This window comes from Ensifer sp. R1-3, assembly GCF_056739175.1.
The window spans coordinates 1,909,212-1,924,249 of the sequence record NZ_CP096515.1 but is presented as its reverse complement, the minus strand read 5'-3'; the positions used below and the strand labels follow the sequence as shown (position 1 = coordinate 1,924,249).

Genomic DNA, 15,038 nt, shown 5'->3' with positions numbered 1-15,038 from the left:
GCGAGGCGCCCGCACGCCTGTTTATCGCGCGGGCAGCTTCGGCAGAAATACGGTGAGCAGCCCAAGGAGCGGCAGATAGGAGCAGATCTTATAGACGAACTCGATGCCCTCCCGGTCGGCGAAGATGCCGAGGACCGCGGCGCCCATGCCGCCGGCGCCGAAGGCGAAACCGAAGAAGACGCCGGCGATCAGCCCCACCCGGCCCGGAACGAGCTCCTGCGCGAAGACGACGATTGCCGAGAAAGCGGACGAAAAGATGAGGCCGATGATGACGCTCAGCACGCCCGTCCAGAACAGGTTCGCATAGGGCAGAAGAAGGGTGAACGGGACGACGCCGAGGATCGAGAACCAGATGACGAAGCGGGCGCCGTACCGGTCGCCGATCGGGCCGCCGAGGAAGGTTCCTGCGGCCGCCGAACCGAGGAAGAGGAACAGCATCAGCTGCGCCTGCTGTACGCTGGTGTCGAACCTTTCGATGACGAAGAAGGTGAAATAGCTTGAGATGCTGGTGAGATAGACGTTCTTCGTAGCCGTCAGCAGGACGAGGATCGCGATCGTCCACAGGACCCGCGTCTTCGGCAACGGCAGCGCGCGGCTGGGGACGGGACGGCTCATGGTCGCGCGGCGGTGGCGCACGTACCACATGCTCACCCAGGAAAGCACGAAGAACCCGGTGATGGCGACGATGGAGAACCAACCGAGGCTGCCCTGGCCGAAAGGGAGCACGATGAATGCGGCCAGCAGCGGGCCAAGCGCGCTTCCGGCATTGCCGCCGACCTGGAACAGCGACTGTGCCAGGCCGTGGCGGCCGCCCGAAGCAAGTCGGGCCACGCGGGAGGATTCGGGATGGAAGATCGCCGACCCGATGCCGATCAGGCTCGCTGCCAGGAGAAGCATCCAGAAGTGGTCGGCATTGGCGAGAAGCAGGAGGCCCATGCAGGTCGAGAGCATGGCGAACGGCAGCGAATAGGGGAGCGCCCAACGATCCGTCACGATGCCGATGGCCGGCTGCAGCATCGACGCCGTCACCTGAAATGTAAACGTCAGAAGGCCGATCTGGACGAAATCGAGCGCGTAATTTTCCTTGAGCAAAGGATAGAGCGCCGTCAGCAGCGATTGCATGATGTCGTTCAGCATATGACAGAAGCTGACCGCCAGGATGACCGAGAATGCTGTCTTTTCCGGGCTGATGCTGCCCGCCGACGTGACCGTTGCCATGGAATGTTTCCTTAGGAGGCGGCTCGCCAAGGGAGCCTTTTCGGCCATCTCTAGACGGCTTGTCGCTGGCCTGCTTTTGTGATTTGGTCGAGTTCTTTCGTGAGTGGGCCATATGGCGAAATCGGACCGACATCACCTGCCAAAGTTGCCGGACGCGGACCATTTCAGAAGCCTGGAATGGATCGAGAAGGCGAACGCGCCCGTTCTCGCGATCGGGAGGGATTACGCCTGCGGGCTCACCGTGCCCTCCCACAGCCACAGCCGGACTCAACTCTGGTGGGCGCGTTCGGGGGTGGTGCTCGTCTATACGTCGGGGGGGCGCTGGATGATTCCTCCGGGACATGCCCTGCTGATCCCCGCGGGTATCGAGCATTCGGCCGAGATGGTCAGCGATGTGCGTATGCATTCCATTTACATCTCGCCGGAGGCAAGCGAGGCGCGCCGGCCTCTCGTCCTGGAGATGAGCGCGCTCGTCGGCAGCCTCATCGACGAACTTGTCGGCGCCGGGAACGAAGCATCGTCCGAACGGCGCGAAAGCCTGATGATGGAATTGCTGCTCACGGAAATACCGCGGCTCAACCAGCGGCCTTTAGGTCTGCCTTTCCCGCGCGACCGCAAGCTCGCAGCCCTCTGCCGGCAGTTTCTGGAGGCGCCGTCGGCATCGGCGAATATCGACGCATGGGCGGCCCGCATGGGCATCAGCCGGCGTTCCTTCACGCGGCTCTTCCGGCAGGAGACGGGCGTGAGCTTCGTCACGTGGCGACAGCATGCCTGCATTTTCGCCTCGCTGCCGCGCATCGCGGACGGCGAACCGATCACCACGGTGGCGCTCGACGCCGGCTATGAGAACGTCGCGGCTTTCACGACCATGTTCCGCCGCATGCTGGGTGCGCCGCCGAGCGTCTATCTGCGTGACCAGCGGACCTGAACGGCGTCGGCACTTTCTGGGATTGCTCTAAGTCCTGTTGAGATTCGGAATACCCGCCGCGGCTTGTTCTATGTGACAAGCACAGAGATGAGGAGAGATTGCAGCCGACAAAACCCACCAGAGCTACAACGCCATTATCCAGCTCACAGCAGCCTTCATAAACTCAAGATGATTCTCAAATACCTTTAGTCCAATTTGCGAGATAGCCGCGGTGCTGCGTGAGTGCGGAAGCTGAAAAGATCGGTCTGACGGAATTGCAGGGACTTGTCGAAGATAAGAATGCGTTGTATGACTTAGGGAGTCACTCCTTATACGTGCTTAAGTCACGTACCAGGTTTCTCCACTGACGAACTATTCTTCGGAGTATAGATGCGCATTCATGTTGTTTTTCTTGCGTCTCAGGCTTTTCTTCTTGCAGCTGGAGCCGTTGCTGCCGAAGAGGGCCGGTACCCATGGTCTGGAGACTGGTATCTGAAGATAGGCGCCACTGGTTTTCTCGGTCCGGAGTATGAAGGCTCTTCGAAGCGCATGCTTCAGGCGGCGCCGCTCGTTTCGCTCGGCAAGGCTGGCAGCGCCGTGCGCTTTTCGTCGCGCAACGACAACATGTCCTACGCCCTGCTCGACCAGGGACATTTCCGCGCTGGCGCCGTCGGCAAATTGATTTTCGAGCGTGACGAGGACGACTCGAGCGATCTTGACGGACTAGACCGTCCCAAATTCGGCGGCGAAGTCGGCGGTTTCGCCGAGGTCTACCCCACGGACTGGATGCGTCTTCGCGCCGAGATACGTCAGGGTATCCGCAGCCATCACGGGGTCGTCGCCGATGTCGCGGCGGATGCCTTCGCCGATCTGGGCGACACCGTCCGCATTTCCGCCGGACCGCGGTTGACGGCGGCATCGAGCGATTATTTCGACGCCTATTATGGCGTCAACGCAGCGGAATCCGCTGCTTCGGGACTCGGCACCTATGATCCGGGTGGCGGTATTCACTCCGCGGGTCTCGGCGCGGAGATCAACTGGATGGCGACCGAGAAGCTGGAGACGGGTGTCTATGCCGAATATCGGCGATTGATGGGCGCTGCCGCCGATTCAAGCCTCGTACGCGAGCGCGGCAGCCGCGACCAGTTCCTCGTCGGGGTGACCGCAACCTATCGCTTCGATTTCAGGCTCCCCTGACGGGCCGCCTGGAAGGCGGCGGGATGAAATGGGGCGCTTGACCGGCGGGTTTTGCGGGGCCAAACAAAGGCCATGAACAGTTTTATCGATTCCGGCCGCGTGCACGACGCGCCGTCCAATAATTGGGTCTATCGGGTTCTGCCGCGAGCGCTGTGGCCCTATGCGCAGCTCGCCCGCTGGGACCGGCCGATCGGCTGGCAATTGCTGCTGTTGCCCTGCCTCTGGTCGGCCGCCATGGCGGCCGGGGCGGCGGCTTCGCTCGGCAGCTTCTCGGCCGGGCGCTTCCTTTTCCATATATTTCTCTTCACTGTCGGCGCGATTGCCATGCGCGGTGCCGGCTGCACCTACAACGACATCGTCGATCACGACATCGACATGGAAGTGGCACGTACGCGTTCGCGCCCGCTGCCTTCCGGCCGCGTCACCCGCTTTCAGGCGAAGGCATTCATGCTGTTGCAGGCCCTTGTGGGTCTCGTCGTGCTCCTGCAGTTCAACGGTTTCACGATTTTTCTCGGCTTCCTTTCGCTGGCGCTGGTCGCGATCTATCCCTTCGCCAAGCGTTTCACGGACTGGCCGCAGTTTTTCCTCGGGCTCGCCTTCTCCTGGGGCGCGATCATGGGCTGGACCGCGGAGTTCGGCAGCCTCTCCCTGGCTGCGATCAGCCTCTACGCTGCCGCCATCGCCTGGACCATCGGTTATGATACCATCTACGCCTATCAGGACAGGGAGGACGACGAGCTGATCGGCGTCCGCTCGACCGCCCGCCGCTTCGGCGACAACCCGCAGCCCTGGCTTATCGGGCTATACGGGATTGCGGTTTTCCTGATGCTTTTCGCCTTTCTGGCGGCCGGTGCCGGATTCTTCGCCTATGTCGGGCTTCTGGTGGCCGCGGTGATGCTCGCCTACCAGATCGTCGTATTGAACATTCACGATCCGCTGCAATGTCTCGCGCTATTCAAGTTCAACGGCGTCGTCGGCCTGATCATCTTTGCCGGACTTGTGCTCTCGCTTCTCGTGCGGCTCATTTGAATACAAAAGCCGGCCATAGGACGCGGAGCGTCGTAGGGCCGGCTTGCTGATCTATGTCTTACGGCGTGGAACGCTGCGGTCACGCCCGGGCGATGATTTCGCGGCCGTCGATCTTCATCTGGATACCGAGACTGCCGGTGGAGCGGCGCACGAGAAAACGCGGGCGGCGCTCGGCGAAGAAGGAATGACGGCGGCGCGGCTTTGCGGGAGCGGTGCGGACATCGCCGATATGTTCCTCAAGCGGCCGCGCGACCCCGTCGGCTTCCACCATGAGCATCGGAATGCGATAGGCTTCGGCCCAGGCGCGCCAATCGGCGGCGATGTCCGAAAGATCATGAGCCACGAGCAGCGGGATACAGAGATCCGGATCATCGTGATGAAGTTCGAGCGTCACTGTAACCTCCCCGTCGCCATGGTCGATTGCCCGTGCCGCCACACCCTTGAAAGCTCGCGCCGGCAGAGCGATCGAAAGCGGCAGGCCGCTGAATGGTAGCACCTTGCGCAGAACAGCGCCACGCTCGTCAAGGCTGATGCTGACATTCCCCGTGTGCCCGCGCAGCACGTAGCTTGCTTGCTGCGGAAAGCGCTTCGGGTCAAGTCTGAGCGTGTTTTCGACCCAAGCCGGCTGAGAGAGTGTATTGCGCATTTCATATCGCCCTTGTTTTTCCTTGAGAGCCGTTCCCGGCCTTCCTGTCGGGACTTTTCGTCCTCTACGGGCTGAGGATAGGTGGGCTCCGTTCCGGGCGGCTTAAAATTCGCGGTTAAAAAAACTTTGCTGTCTCCGATGGTTAGCAAAAGCCGAGGCCGCAAGGTTTCTCATTCGTCAATGAAACCGCGGGCATTTTCGATGTGCTTTGCCAGGGCGGGATGCGGGCGGAAAATGGGCACTCACTTTCCGCGTCCCGCTCCAGCGGGAAAAGCCACACACAAGCATGCTGCGCGATCTTGGTCATCATCGGAGTGGTTTCAGGGGATGTCGGAGCGCCGGCGGTCCCCGTTCCTTGCTGGCGGGCGACGCATGGTTTCGACTTATCTCGACTACAATCTGATCGCACGGGACATGAAGCTCAGCCTGAGGCGCGTGTCGGAGCAGACGATCGTCGCCCGCGATACGCAGTATTACAGGGAGAACATCGGCAGTGTGGCCTCTGTCGACGAGTTCCTAGCCGATTACCGTCTCTATTCCTACGCGATGAAGGCCTATGGCTTGGCGGACATGATCGAGTCGGTCGCCTTCATGCGGAAGGTGCTCGAAAGCGATCTGTCCGACGACAACAGCTTTGCCAACAAGCTGACGGACGAACGATACCGCGATTTCACGATGGCGTTCAGCTTCAGCGGTGGAACGGCGGTTTCCCAGACGGAAGCGCAGCTCGACGAGATGATCGGCCTCTATAATACGAGTATCGCCAGCATCGGGGAAACCCAGAAGGAAGAGACGCGCTACTACAACGTCATGATCGACAAGGTCACCAGCGTCGATCAGCTTCTGAACAATGACCGTCTGCGGACCTATGTCTTCACTGTCTTCGGTATCGACGAGAGCACTTACTCCCGTGAAACGCTCCGCAAGGTTCTCTCCAGCAATGCCGACGACCCGGAAAGCTATGAGAACACCGTGCTCGAGCCCAGACTATCGGAGCTCGAGGCTGCCAGAGCCGACGCTCAGGCGAAGCTCCAGCAGAGCGGCACGACGCAGGCGGAAAAACTGGAACTCCAGGCGAAGATAGCCACCTACAACAAGTCGATTTCCACGGTCAGCAATTACCTGGCGATGGCGGCGGCTTTCCAGTTCGAAGCCGACGGCACGGTGGCCGCGGGATCGGCACAGACCGCCGCGCACAAGAAGACCATGAATGAACTCTACGTCTCCAGCAATTCCCGGGTCACGCCTCAGGCGGCGCTCCTGAACAAGGCCTATTTCGAGGAGAAGATCGCGAGCATCACGACCGTCAGCGAGCTTGTCGCCGATACGCGCCTCTATAACTACATCCGCACGGCCTTCGATCTCAACGAGGTCACGATCGTGCCGGCGACGATCAAGAATATCCTGACCAGCGATCCGGACGACCCGAACAGCTACATCAACACGATCGGCAAGGGCAACGAGAACTACAAGGCGCTCGCCAGGGCCTTCAACTTCCAGGCGGATGGCACGCTCGCGGCGGGCGATGCAGCGCAGACCGCGGAGCAGACGACACACACCTCCAGCCGTTACATGACGCGCTACAATGACAAGGACGACGCAGCGGACGAGAAGGCGATCGGCGCCTATAAGCTTGCCGTAGAGAAGATGACGTCCGTCAGCGACTTCATCGAAACGGCTTCGATCTACGATTTCGCGCTGCAAGCCGTCGGCCTCGATCCGGATTCCGAAAGCGCGCGGACGATCAAGCGGGTGCTGACCAGTGATCTCACCGATCCGGAAAGCTTCGTCTATACGCTGAAGGACGAGCGTTACCTGAAGCTCGCCCAGCTGTTCAACTTTACGACATCGGGCGATATCGGCGTTCCGGCATTGGCCCAGTCGGAGACGCTGATCCAGGAGACCGCCAAGACCTATATCGTCAACAAGTCCCGTTTTGGTTCGGAGGAGGACAAGACCAAGGCCGAAGCGGAAGCCGAATATTATACGGCCGAAGTCGCCAAACTCTCCTCTCTCGACGAGTTTCTCGCCGATTCCCGCCTGGTCGATTTCGCTCTCGAGGCAAACGGCATCGATCCCGAGAATGTCACCGTCGATTTCCTCCGCGACATCTTCACCTCCGATCTGGACGATCCCAAGAGCTTCATCAATCAGCAGCAGAACTCCGGAGCCTACATCGCCCTGGTCACCTCGTTCAATTTCGACAGCGGCGGCAATGTTCTGCGCGAGGACAAGAGCGTCATCATCACGCGGCAGGGGCTTTACGAGACCCTCGACCGGTATCTGCACCAGTCGCTGGAAGAACAGGCAGGCGAGGACAATGCAGGTGTCCGCCTGGCACTCTATTTCGAGCGCCAGGCAGGCTCGCTCGTCGACGCCTACGATCTCCTGGCGGATGATGCGCTCGCCGAAGTGTTCCGCACCATCTTCAGCCTGCCCGACGAATTCAGTTCCATGGACATCGACCAGCAGGCAAAGATCGTCGAGAAGAACCTCGATCTCGAGAAGCTGAGCGATCCGGCCGAACTGAAGAAACTCCTCGCGCGCTTCACCGTGCTCTACGATCTGGAGAACAACATGGAAGTCGATCCGGCCGTGGTGGTGCTTTCAGGCAGCGGCAGCAATATCGGCATCAGCGCCGATACGCTCTTCCAACTGTCGCAGCTCAGGAAGGGCGGGTAGGGCTTAACGGCGGGCGGCCCGGATCACGCACTTCCGGATGCCGTCGTTACTCGCCTCGATCCTCGCGCAGCACCTTATCGGGGTTCATGATCCCCGCCGGGTCGAAGGCGTGCTTGATCCGTCGCATGAGCTCGATCTCGATCGGCGAGCGGATCGCCGCGAGTTCGTCTCGCTTCAACTGGCCGATGCCATGCTCGGCAGAGATCGAGCCGTCATGTTTGAGCACGACGGCGTGAACGATCGCATTGATCTCGCGCCACCGATCGAGAAAGCTCTGCTTGTCCGCGCCGACGGGCTGGGAGATGTTGTAGTGGATATTGCCGTCGCCCATATGGCCGAAGGCGCAGATGCGCGCGCCGGGGATGGCCTTGGAGACAAGCGCATCCGCCTCCGTCATGAAGGCCGGAATGCTCGACACCGGGACCGAAACGTCATGCTTGATGGAGCCACCCTCAGGCTTTTGTGCCGGCGACATGCTTTCTCGCATGTGCCAGAGCGCTCTGCGTTGCGCTTCGTTCTGGGCGATGACCGCGTTTTCGACGAGACCGTCGGCAATGACGGCTTCGAGAAGGTCTTGCACCATCCCTTCCGCGCTTTCGGCGGTATCCGAGGTGGAGATATCGATCAGCGCGTACCACGGATGCGTCGTTTCCATCGGATCTCTGACGCCGGCGATGTGCCGGGTGGTGAACTCGATGCCGAGCCGCGGCATCAGTTCGAAGCCCGTCAGGGCCGGCCCGCAGACGCTTGTTGCCCGATCGAAAAGCGTAAGTGCGTCCTCGACGCTCCTGAGGCCGGCAAAGGCCACCTGGTGGCCGCGCGGTTTCGGAAAGAGCTTCAAAACGGCGCCGGTTATGACGCCGAGCGTTCCCTCGGCGCCGATGAAAAGATCGCGCAGATCGTAGCCGGTATTGTCCTTCCTGAGGCGTCTGAGCCCATCCCAGATCTCCCCGGTCGGGAGCACGACTTCCAGCCCCAGGCAGAGCTGGCGCATGTTCCCATAGGCAAGCACGGCAGTGCCGCCGGCATTGGTCGAAAGATTGCCGCCGATCCGGGCAGAGCCTTCCGAGCCGAGTGACAGGGGAAAAAGCCGGTCGACGTCATCGGCGGCCTTCTGGATGTCCGCCAGGATACAGCCGGCGTCGGCCACGATCACGTTGCCGACCGGGTCGATGTCGCGGATGCGGTTCAGCCGCTCGAGGGAAAGGACCACGTCGGCTTTGCCCTCGCGTGGAATCTGTCCGGCCACATGTCCGGTATTGCCGCCCTGCGGCACGACTGCCGTTCGGGTCTGACTCGCAAGCCGCATCACCAGCGAAACTTCCTCGACGGAGCCGGGCCTGAGCACGAGCGGCGTCGTGCCGCGGTAGAGCCCGCGGGACTCGACGAGGTAGGGTGCCGTGTCGGCGGGTGCGGTGAGGGCATTGCCAGGCCCGACGATATCGACGAAGGAGGCGATGAGTTCGGGAGAAGGAAGTACGGTGGTCATGGCCCTGCCTCGGATCAACGTGGTTGCTTCAAGCGTGCCGATGGCCATCAGCCCCGCGGCGCGGCCGCGCGCTGCAGCCGGTCGATTATCGCCTCGCCGAGCCCCTCGCTCGGGATCGGGCCGAAAGCGATGGTCGCGGCGCCGCTGGCATCCGCTTTTTTCATATAGTCGAAAAGATTGGCGGCGGCTTCCCGCAGGCTGCCGCCCGGACTGAGATCCAGGACGATCGCGGCATCGGCTTCACCGGGAAGCGCCTCTCCGCCGAAGCGGATCAGGGCTTCTCCCTTCCGGACCTCATCGGCATCGAGCCGCACAGCGGCACCGGGAGCGTAATGCGAGGCGAGCATGCCGGGCGCCTCGATGACAGCGCCGGCGGCCTCCGGGCGCTCGATGGCGAGCCCGGTCAGCGCTTCGATCTCTGCCGCGTCGAGCCCCCCGGGCCTCAGCAGCCGCAACCTTCCGTTCTCGACCTTGACGATGGTCGATTCCAGGCCGATCGCGGCCGGCCCCGCGTCGAGGATGAGCTTCAGCCTGGAACCGAGATCCGCCTGCACATGGGCCGCACTGGTGGGGCTGATCTTGCCCGAGGTGTTGGCGCTCGGCGCTGCCAAAGGCCGCCCGAACCGGGCGATCACCCGGCGCGAGAAGCCGTCGGGCATGCGAATTCCGAGCGTATCGAGACCGGCGGATGCGAGCGTGTGCACGGTGCTCTCCCGCCGCTGCGGCAGGATCAGCGTGAGGGGGCCGGGCCAGAAGGCCTCGGCCAGACGTCTCGAAACCGGATCGAAGGTCACATGCGCCTCTGCCATCGCCAGATCGCAGACGTGGCAAATCAGCGGATTGAACCGCGGCCGCCCCTTCATCTCATAGATGCGGCTGATCGCATCGGGGGTCGTGGCATCGGCGGCAAGGCCGTATACGGTCTCCGTCGGGATCGCGACCGGTTCGCCGTCCGAAAGAACCGCGCAGGCTTTCTCGATTGCCCGCTCAGGTTCGATGCGCGTGTCGATGATTTCGGCCATGGCGTTCTGATCCTTTCCGTCGCTTCCTTAACGGAGCGACCGCAAAAACAGAACGATTTTCTTTGTCAAAGGCTGCGAACGATCCGGCGCAAGGCTTCGTCGCGTGCGCCGAGCATCAGCACGTTCTTCAGCGCCACCTTCGGATCCTGCGTCCGGAAAATCAGCCCGTTGCCGCGCACGTTGCGGTTGACGACGATCCGTTCCTCGCCGGCGTCGGGCTCGATCGCGACGGCGAAATACATGCGCGAGTAGCCCGGCTGGATACGGTCGAAGAAATGGGTCTCGTTCCCGAGCTCGCAGAAGAAGTTCGCGAAATAAAAGGACCAGGTGATCTCATGCCCGTTGGCGAGGCAGGTATTCGCGGCGGTCACGTGGCAATAGCCGAGATGCGGACTGCTGGGGAGCGTGCGATGGAAAACCATCTTCGGGAACTGGATCGAGGCATGAAACCCGTTGATTCGCCTGTGGGTCGTCTCGCCCGCTGTCGTCAGCTTCCGCGCCGTCTGCTGCGCCACCTCGGCATAACTCAGATACTGACGCTCGTTCGGCATCCACCGGCGTCTATCGATCCGGCCGGTCCGCAGGAACTCGGTGTGAGCCTTGGCTTTCGGCGGCGCGGCCGCCTTGTCGGCAGCGTCGTAATATCGGAGTTTTGCCATGGGCGTCGTCGCGCCATCCTGTCCGCAAGCGGGTTGATCGCGGCGAACGTTAAATCATCTCAGTTAACGAATTGGTCCCGGTATGTCCGGGCCGGCATCGATCAGACCCTTGTGTTGGCGGGCCGTGTCGCAGAATGGCCACTCGCCTTCGCGCCATGAACGGCGCTGCCGAAAAATCCGCCAGCTGCGCAGGGATTCATCTACTTCCTTGTTTGTTATGGATAATATTGCATGCCTTCGTGCCGATTGTGTCGCGCCTGGCTGTCGTCTTTCTGGAATCGGATGTCGTCTATTGGCAGTTGCCGGGCCGGTCCTCAGGCTTAGATGAGGACACTCAAGGTGCCGCCTCGAAGGGAGGGCGGAGAATTGGGAAGCCGGTCAAATCCCGGCGCTGCCCCCGCAACGGTGGTGGAGCGAACAGCCACGGCAGAAGGCCACTGGACACCGCGTCCGGGAAGGCGCCGGGCAGGTCCCTTGCGGACGGCTCCAGAGCCCGGAAACCAGCCTTGAAGCAGAAATAGACCGTAGCTGGTTGCGGCGGGCAGCCGGATCGGAGCCAATTGCGTTGCGGGTCCACGCGGCCGGCGCGGGTTCCAGTCCTGCCTCTCCGAAACGGCGGAAAAACGAGGACAAGGGCATGGAAATTCAGACCGAAATGCTGCGCAAGCTGAAGACCCGTCGCGAAGGCTACAGCCTCGACCGCGCCTTCTACGTCGATCCCGATTATTACCGTCAGGACCTGGAGCAGATCTGGTACAAGGATTGGCTGTTCATCGGCCATGATTGCGAAGTCCCGCGGCCGGGGAACTATTTCACGGTGCAGGTCGGCGATTACCCGGTCGTTATCGTTCGAGACAGGCAGGGCGCGGTCCGGGCACTGCACAATTCGTGCCGCCATCGCGGCTCGCGCGTCTGCACGCAGCACAAAGGCTCATCCGCCAAACTCGTCTGTCCCTACCACCAGTGGACTTACGAACTCGACGGCCGCCTGCTCTTCGCGCGGCAGATGCCCGAGGGCTTCGACCCGGCCGAGCACAGTCTGAAGCCGATCCACTGCGAGACCGTCGGCGGTTACATCTTCATCAGTCTTGCCGAACACCCGATGGACTTCCGGCCGTTCCGCGAGACGGTCGCGGCCTATCTCGCGCCGCATCGCCTGGGGGAAACGAAGGTCGCCTTCGAAAGCACCATCGTCGAGAAGGGCAATTGGAAGCTGGTCTGGGAGAACAATCGCGAGTGTTACCACTGCGCCGCCAATCATCCGGAACTCTGCCGTACCTATCCGGAAGCGCCGACCGTAACCGGTGTCCAGGGGGCGATGAACGATCCGGAAATCGGCGCCCACTGGCAGAAATGCGAGGCGGCGGGCCTTCCGAGCGCCTTCAAGATCGCGCCCACGGGCCAGTTCCGCATGACGAGAATGCCGCTGATCAACGGCGCCGAGAGCTATACGATGTCCGGACAGAAGGCTGTCCGCAAGCAACTCTCCATCGGCGTAGACGCCGATGGCATCGGGACGCTGCTCCTCTTCCATTATCCGACGACCTGGAACCACATTCTCGGCGACCATGCGATCACCTTCCGCGTTCTGCCGCTCGGGCCGGAACTGACTGAGGTTACGACCAAATGGCTGGTCAACAAGGATGCGGTGGAGGGCGTCGACTACACGATAGACGAGCTGACGCACGTCTGGACGGAGACCAACGATCAGGACCGGCAGATCGTCGAGGAAAACGCCTTCGGAATCCGCTCGCCCGCCTATGAGCCGGGTCCTTATTCCGCCGAACACGAGGGCGGCGTCATGCAGTTCGTCGAGTGGTATTCGAGCTTCATGCTGGACCGCCTTCAGGGCGGGGCCGCGCATCTCTCGCGGGTGGCATGACGATGGAAATGCCTCGCTCCTTTCACCATTTCGACGAGCTCGACCCCTGGAGAGACCGTCAGCACATGCTGGAGTGCATGTCGGCCGTAGCCGAAACCGCTGACGTGATGACCTTCACCTTCCGCTCCGACAAGCCGGCCTGGTTCCGCTACCTGCCGGGGCAGTTCGTGACACTCGAACTGCCCGTCGCAGCCGAGCCGGTGATGCGCACCTATACGCTGTCATCCTCGCCATCGCGCCCGCTTTCGGTCGCGGTCACGGTCAAGGCGCAGCCCGGAAGCATCGGCACCCGCTGGATGTTCGACAATCTGAAGCCGGGCATGATGCTCAAGGCGTTCGGGCCGCTCGGCGACTTCAGCTTCGTCCGTCATCCCGGTGAAAAATATCTCTTCATATCGGCGGGGTCGGGCGTCACGCCGATGATGTCGATGACGCGCTGGATGGCCGACTGCGCGCCGGAAACGGATGTCACCTTCATTTCCTGCGCCCGGCGCCCGGACGATCTCCTCTTCAGATCGGAGCTCGAAGTTCTCGCCCGTCAGATGCCGGGGCTCAATCTCGGCTTCCTCGTGGAGGGGCATGAGGCGCGGCATGGCTGGCATGGTCTGCGCGGCCGCATCGACGCGGCGAAGTTGCCGATGCTCGCACCGGATTTCCTGGAAAGAACCGTCTTCTGCTGCGGGCCCGAGCCGTTCATGGGCAATGTTCGGGCAATGCTGGAAGCGGCGGGCTTCGACATGGCCCGCTATCACCAGGAGAGTTTCCAGCCCGCCGCGGCGCCAGCGGCCGAGGAGCTTGCAATTCGGGCCGGGCCTACCGCCGATGCAGGGGCCGGGGCGGCGCGGGTGACCTTTACCATGAGCGGCAAGGAAGCGACCGCCGTTCCCGGCCAGACGATCCTGCAGACGGCCCGCGCCAACGGTGTCAGGATCGGGGCCGCCTGCGAGGGCGGCATCTGCGGAACGTGCCGGGTGTTGAAGATCGCCGGCGACGTCGAGATGAACCACAATGGCGGCATTCTCGACGACGAGATCGAGGAGGGCTACATCCTCGCCTGCTGTTCGCGGCCGACAAGCGACGTCCAGATCGAGGCCTGAGTTAACGCCGCTCGGATTGGTAGGGCAGGCGTGCCTCGGCGGCCCTGACGGCGATGGAGCCGGTAACCGTCTCGTCGGCGCCGGCTCCTGATCCGCTCTCCGCCTCGGCGCGGCTTATGACGAGCGGCCGCGAAAGAGTGGCCGTTGCATTTGCGTTCAGCGCCGGGATCGTGCCGACGGTGGCCGAGGCGATAACAGTGAGCACCGGCGGCTTCTCCGGAAGAAGCGCGCCGTGAGGCCAGACGCTCTTCAGTGCCGATGCACTCATCGCTGCGACATTCACGTCTATATCGTCGAGGGTGCCGGGCACCCGATAGGGGCAGCGCTTCTTTCCGCAATTATGCGCCGAGGAGAATTGCCAGAGCGCATAGCGGTCCCAGTTTCCCATCGGAAAGACTTTACGGATATCGGGCTTGTAGCGCGCATACCAGAGCGGAAGGCGCGAAAGAAGCCGATGCTTGAAGCGGTTGGCGGCAATGTGTTTCGCGGTTGCGTGGTTGGTGTAGAGGACGGGATAGCGCCCCGTCCGGGCCTTCACATGGCCGGCGAAGATCGCGGCGTCTTCGAGCGACATGTATTTTTCCGGATCGATCCCTTCGATATCGAGCACCATCAGCTCGTCGTCGCGCGGATCGGCATAGTCGATGAAGTGGTTCGCCTGATCGACGGGGTTGCCAGGCCTTGCCAGATGATAGGCGCCCCAGAGCAGACCATGCGAGCGCGCGAGCATCCGGCGCGTCTGATAGAGTTCGCGGCTGACCGCATATTTGCGCCACATCGTCCTGCAATGGGCAACCGTATCGCCGCCGTGGTCACCGGTACAGGTGTAGCTTTCCGGCAGGCCGTCGGAAGCCTTCGCGATGAAGCCCGCGATCCGCTTGTCCTTCAGCATGGCTTCCCAGTCGATGCTGTTCAGCTCGTAAGCGTCGACGACAATGGCGTTCCGCCGCTCTTTCCACGGCTCCACTTCGCTAGCGCGTGCGTTCGCCGCCGCGAAGGTCAGGCCCATGAGGACCGCCAGGCGCAAGATCATCCCTATGATCGAGATTCCCCGCTTTTCCATTCTCTGAGATTGCCGACTTAGCGTTAAGAGGTCGTAAATCTCAGCCCCGGCCCCAATCTGCGCGAGGCGAACACTTCTGTACACCGACCTCAAGAGGCAAAGTCGACGGCCCGATTCCGCCCAGGATTGTACCGACGGAGGGATTTT

General features: G+C 62.0%; 12 protein-coding genes and 1 riboswitch. Of the genes, 6 read left to right on the top strand and 6 right to left on the bottom strand.

Annotation, left to right across the window (positions count from 1 at the left end; translation table 11 throughout):
* Positions 1-21: 21 nt before the first annotated feature.
* Positions 22-1,218 (bottom strand): MFS transporter, encoded by a 1,197-nt coding sequence (locus tag M1D43_RS09300; protein ID WP_028010287.1) that lies wholly within the window; start codon positions 1,216-1,218, stop codon positions 22-24.
* A gap of 112 nt (positions 1,219-1,330) precedes the next feature.
* On the opposite strand from M1D43_RS09300, the gene M1D43_RS09295 reads away from it, so the two are divergent.
* From M1D43_RS09295 to ubiA, 3 genes are all read left to right on the top strand, one after another.
* Positions 1,331-2,146, top strand: a complete 816-nt coding sequence (locus tag M1D43_RS09295) for an AraC family transcriptional regulator (RefSeq protein WP_003533310.1) — start codon at positions 1,331-1,333, stop codon at positions 2,144-2,146.
* A 369-nt stretch (positions 2,147-2,515) separates the two neighbouring features.
* Entirely contained in the window at positions 2,516-3,322 is an 807-nt protein-coding gene (locus M1D43_RS09290) for a MipA/OmpV family protein (protein WP_153313262.1), read from the top strand.
* A 72-nt stretch (positions 3,323-3,394) separates the two neighbouring features.
* Complete coding sequence (gene ubiA / locus M1D43_RS09285; protein WP_003533315.1) at positions 3,395-4,351, top strand: 4-hydroxybenzoate octaprenyltransferase; 957 nt, start codon at positions 3,395-3,397, stop codon at positions 4,349-4,351.
* 79 nt (positions 4,352-4,430) lie between these two features.
* Here ubiA and M1D43_RS09280 read toward each other — a convergent pair whose 3' ends face one another.
* Positions 4,431-4,997 (bottom strand): DUF6101 family protein, encoded by a 567-nt coding sequence (locus M1D43_RS09280; protein WP_010968874.1) that lies wholly within the window; start codon positions 4,995-4,997, stop codon positions 4,431-4,433.
* Positions 4,998-5,369: 372 nt separating this feature from the next.
* Here M1D43_RS09280 and M1D43_RS09275 point away from each other — a divergent pair, with 372 nt between their 5' ends.
* Positions 5,370-7,679: a DUF1217 domain-containing protein gene (locus tag M1D43_RS09275; RefSeq protein ID WP_153320469.1), complete on the top strand. Its 2,310-nt coding sequence runs from the start codon at positions 5,370-5,372 to the stop codon at positions 7,677-7,679.
* A gap of 46 nt (positions 7,680-7,725) precedes the next feature.
* Here the strand turns inward: M1D43_RS09275 and M1D43_RS09270 are convergent, their stop codons facing one another.
* From M1D43_RS09270 to M1D43_RS09260, 3 genes are all read right to left on the bottom strand, one after another.
* On the bottom strand, positions 7,726-9,168 hold the full coding sequence (locus tag M1D43_RS09270; protein ID WP_153313260.1) for an FAD-binding oxidoreductase: 1,443 nt from the start codon (positions 9,166-9,168) through the stop codon (positions 7,726-7,728).
* Between the two features lie 47 nt (positions 9,169-9,215).
* Complete coding sequence (locus tag M1D43_RS09265) at positions 9,216-10,190, bottom strand: L-threonylcarbamoyladenylate synthase (RefSeq protein ID WP_010968877.1); 975 nt, start codon at positions 10,188-10,190, stop codon at positions 9,216-9,218.
* Positions 10,191-10,255: 65 nt separating this feature from the next.
* Positions 10,256-10,849: a DUF6656 family protein gene (locus M1D43_RS09260; RefSeq protein ID WP_153313259.1), complete on the bottom strand. Its 594-nt coding sequence runs from the start codon at positions 10,847-10,849 to the stop codon at positions 10,256-10,258.
* Between the two features lie 320 nt (positions 10,850-11,169).
* A riboswitch (cobalamin riboswitch) is annotated at positions 11,170-11,372 on the top strand.
* A gap of 114 nt (positions 11,373-11,486) precedes the next feature.
* Between M1D43_RS09260 and M1D43_RS09255 the strand changes: the two genes are divergently transcribed.
* Together M1D43_RS09255 and M1D43_RS09250 are read left to right on the top strand one after the other, a co-directional pair.
* Positions 11,487-12,731: an aromatic ring-hydroxylating oxygenase subunit alpha gene (locus M1D43_RS09255; protein ID WP_153313258.1), complete on the top strand. Its 1,245-nt coding sequence runs from the start codon at positions 11,487-11,489 to the stop codon at positions 12,729-12,731.
* A complete protein-coding gene (locus M1D43_RS09250) occupies positions 12,728-13,828 on the top strand; it encodes an FAD-binding oxidoreductase (RefSeq protein WP_015007262.1) in 1,101 nt (366 codons plus the stop codon). The genes M1D43_RS09255 and M1D43_RS09250 overlap by 4 nt, the downstream gene beginning before the upstream one ends.
* Position 13,829: 1 nt before the next feature.
* Here M1D43_RS09250 and M1D43_RS09245 read toward each other — a convergent pair whose 3' ends face one another.
* Complete coding sequence (locus M1D43_RS09245; protein WP_192923399.1) at positions 13,830-14,891, bottom strand: glycoside hydrolase family 25 protein; 1,062 nt, start codon at positions 14,889-14,891, stop codon at positions 13,830-13,832.
* Positions 14,892-15,038: the final 147 nt, after the last annotated feature.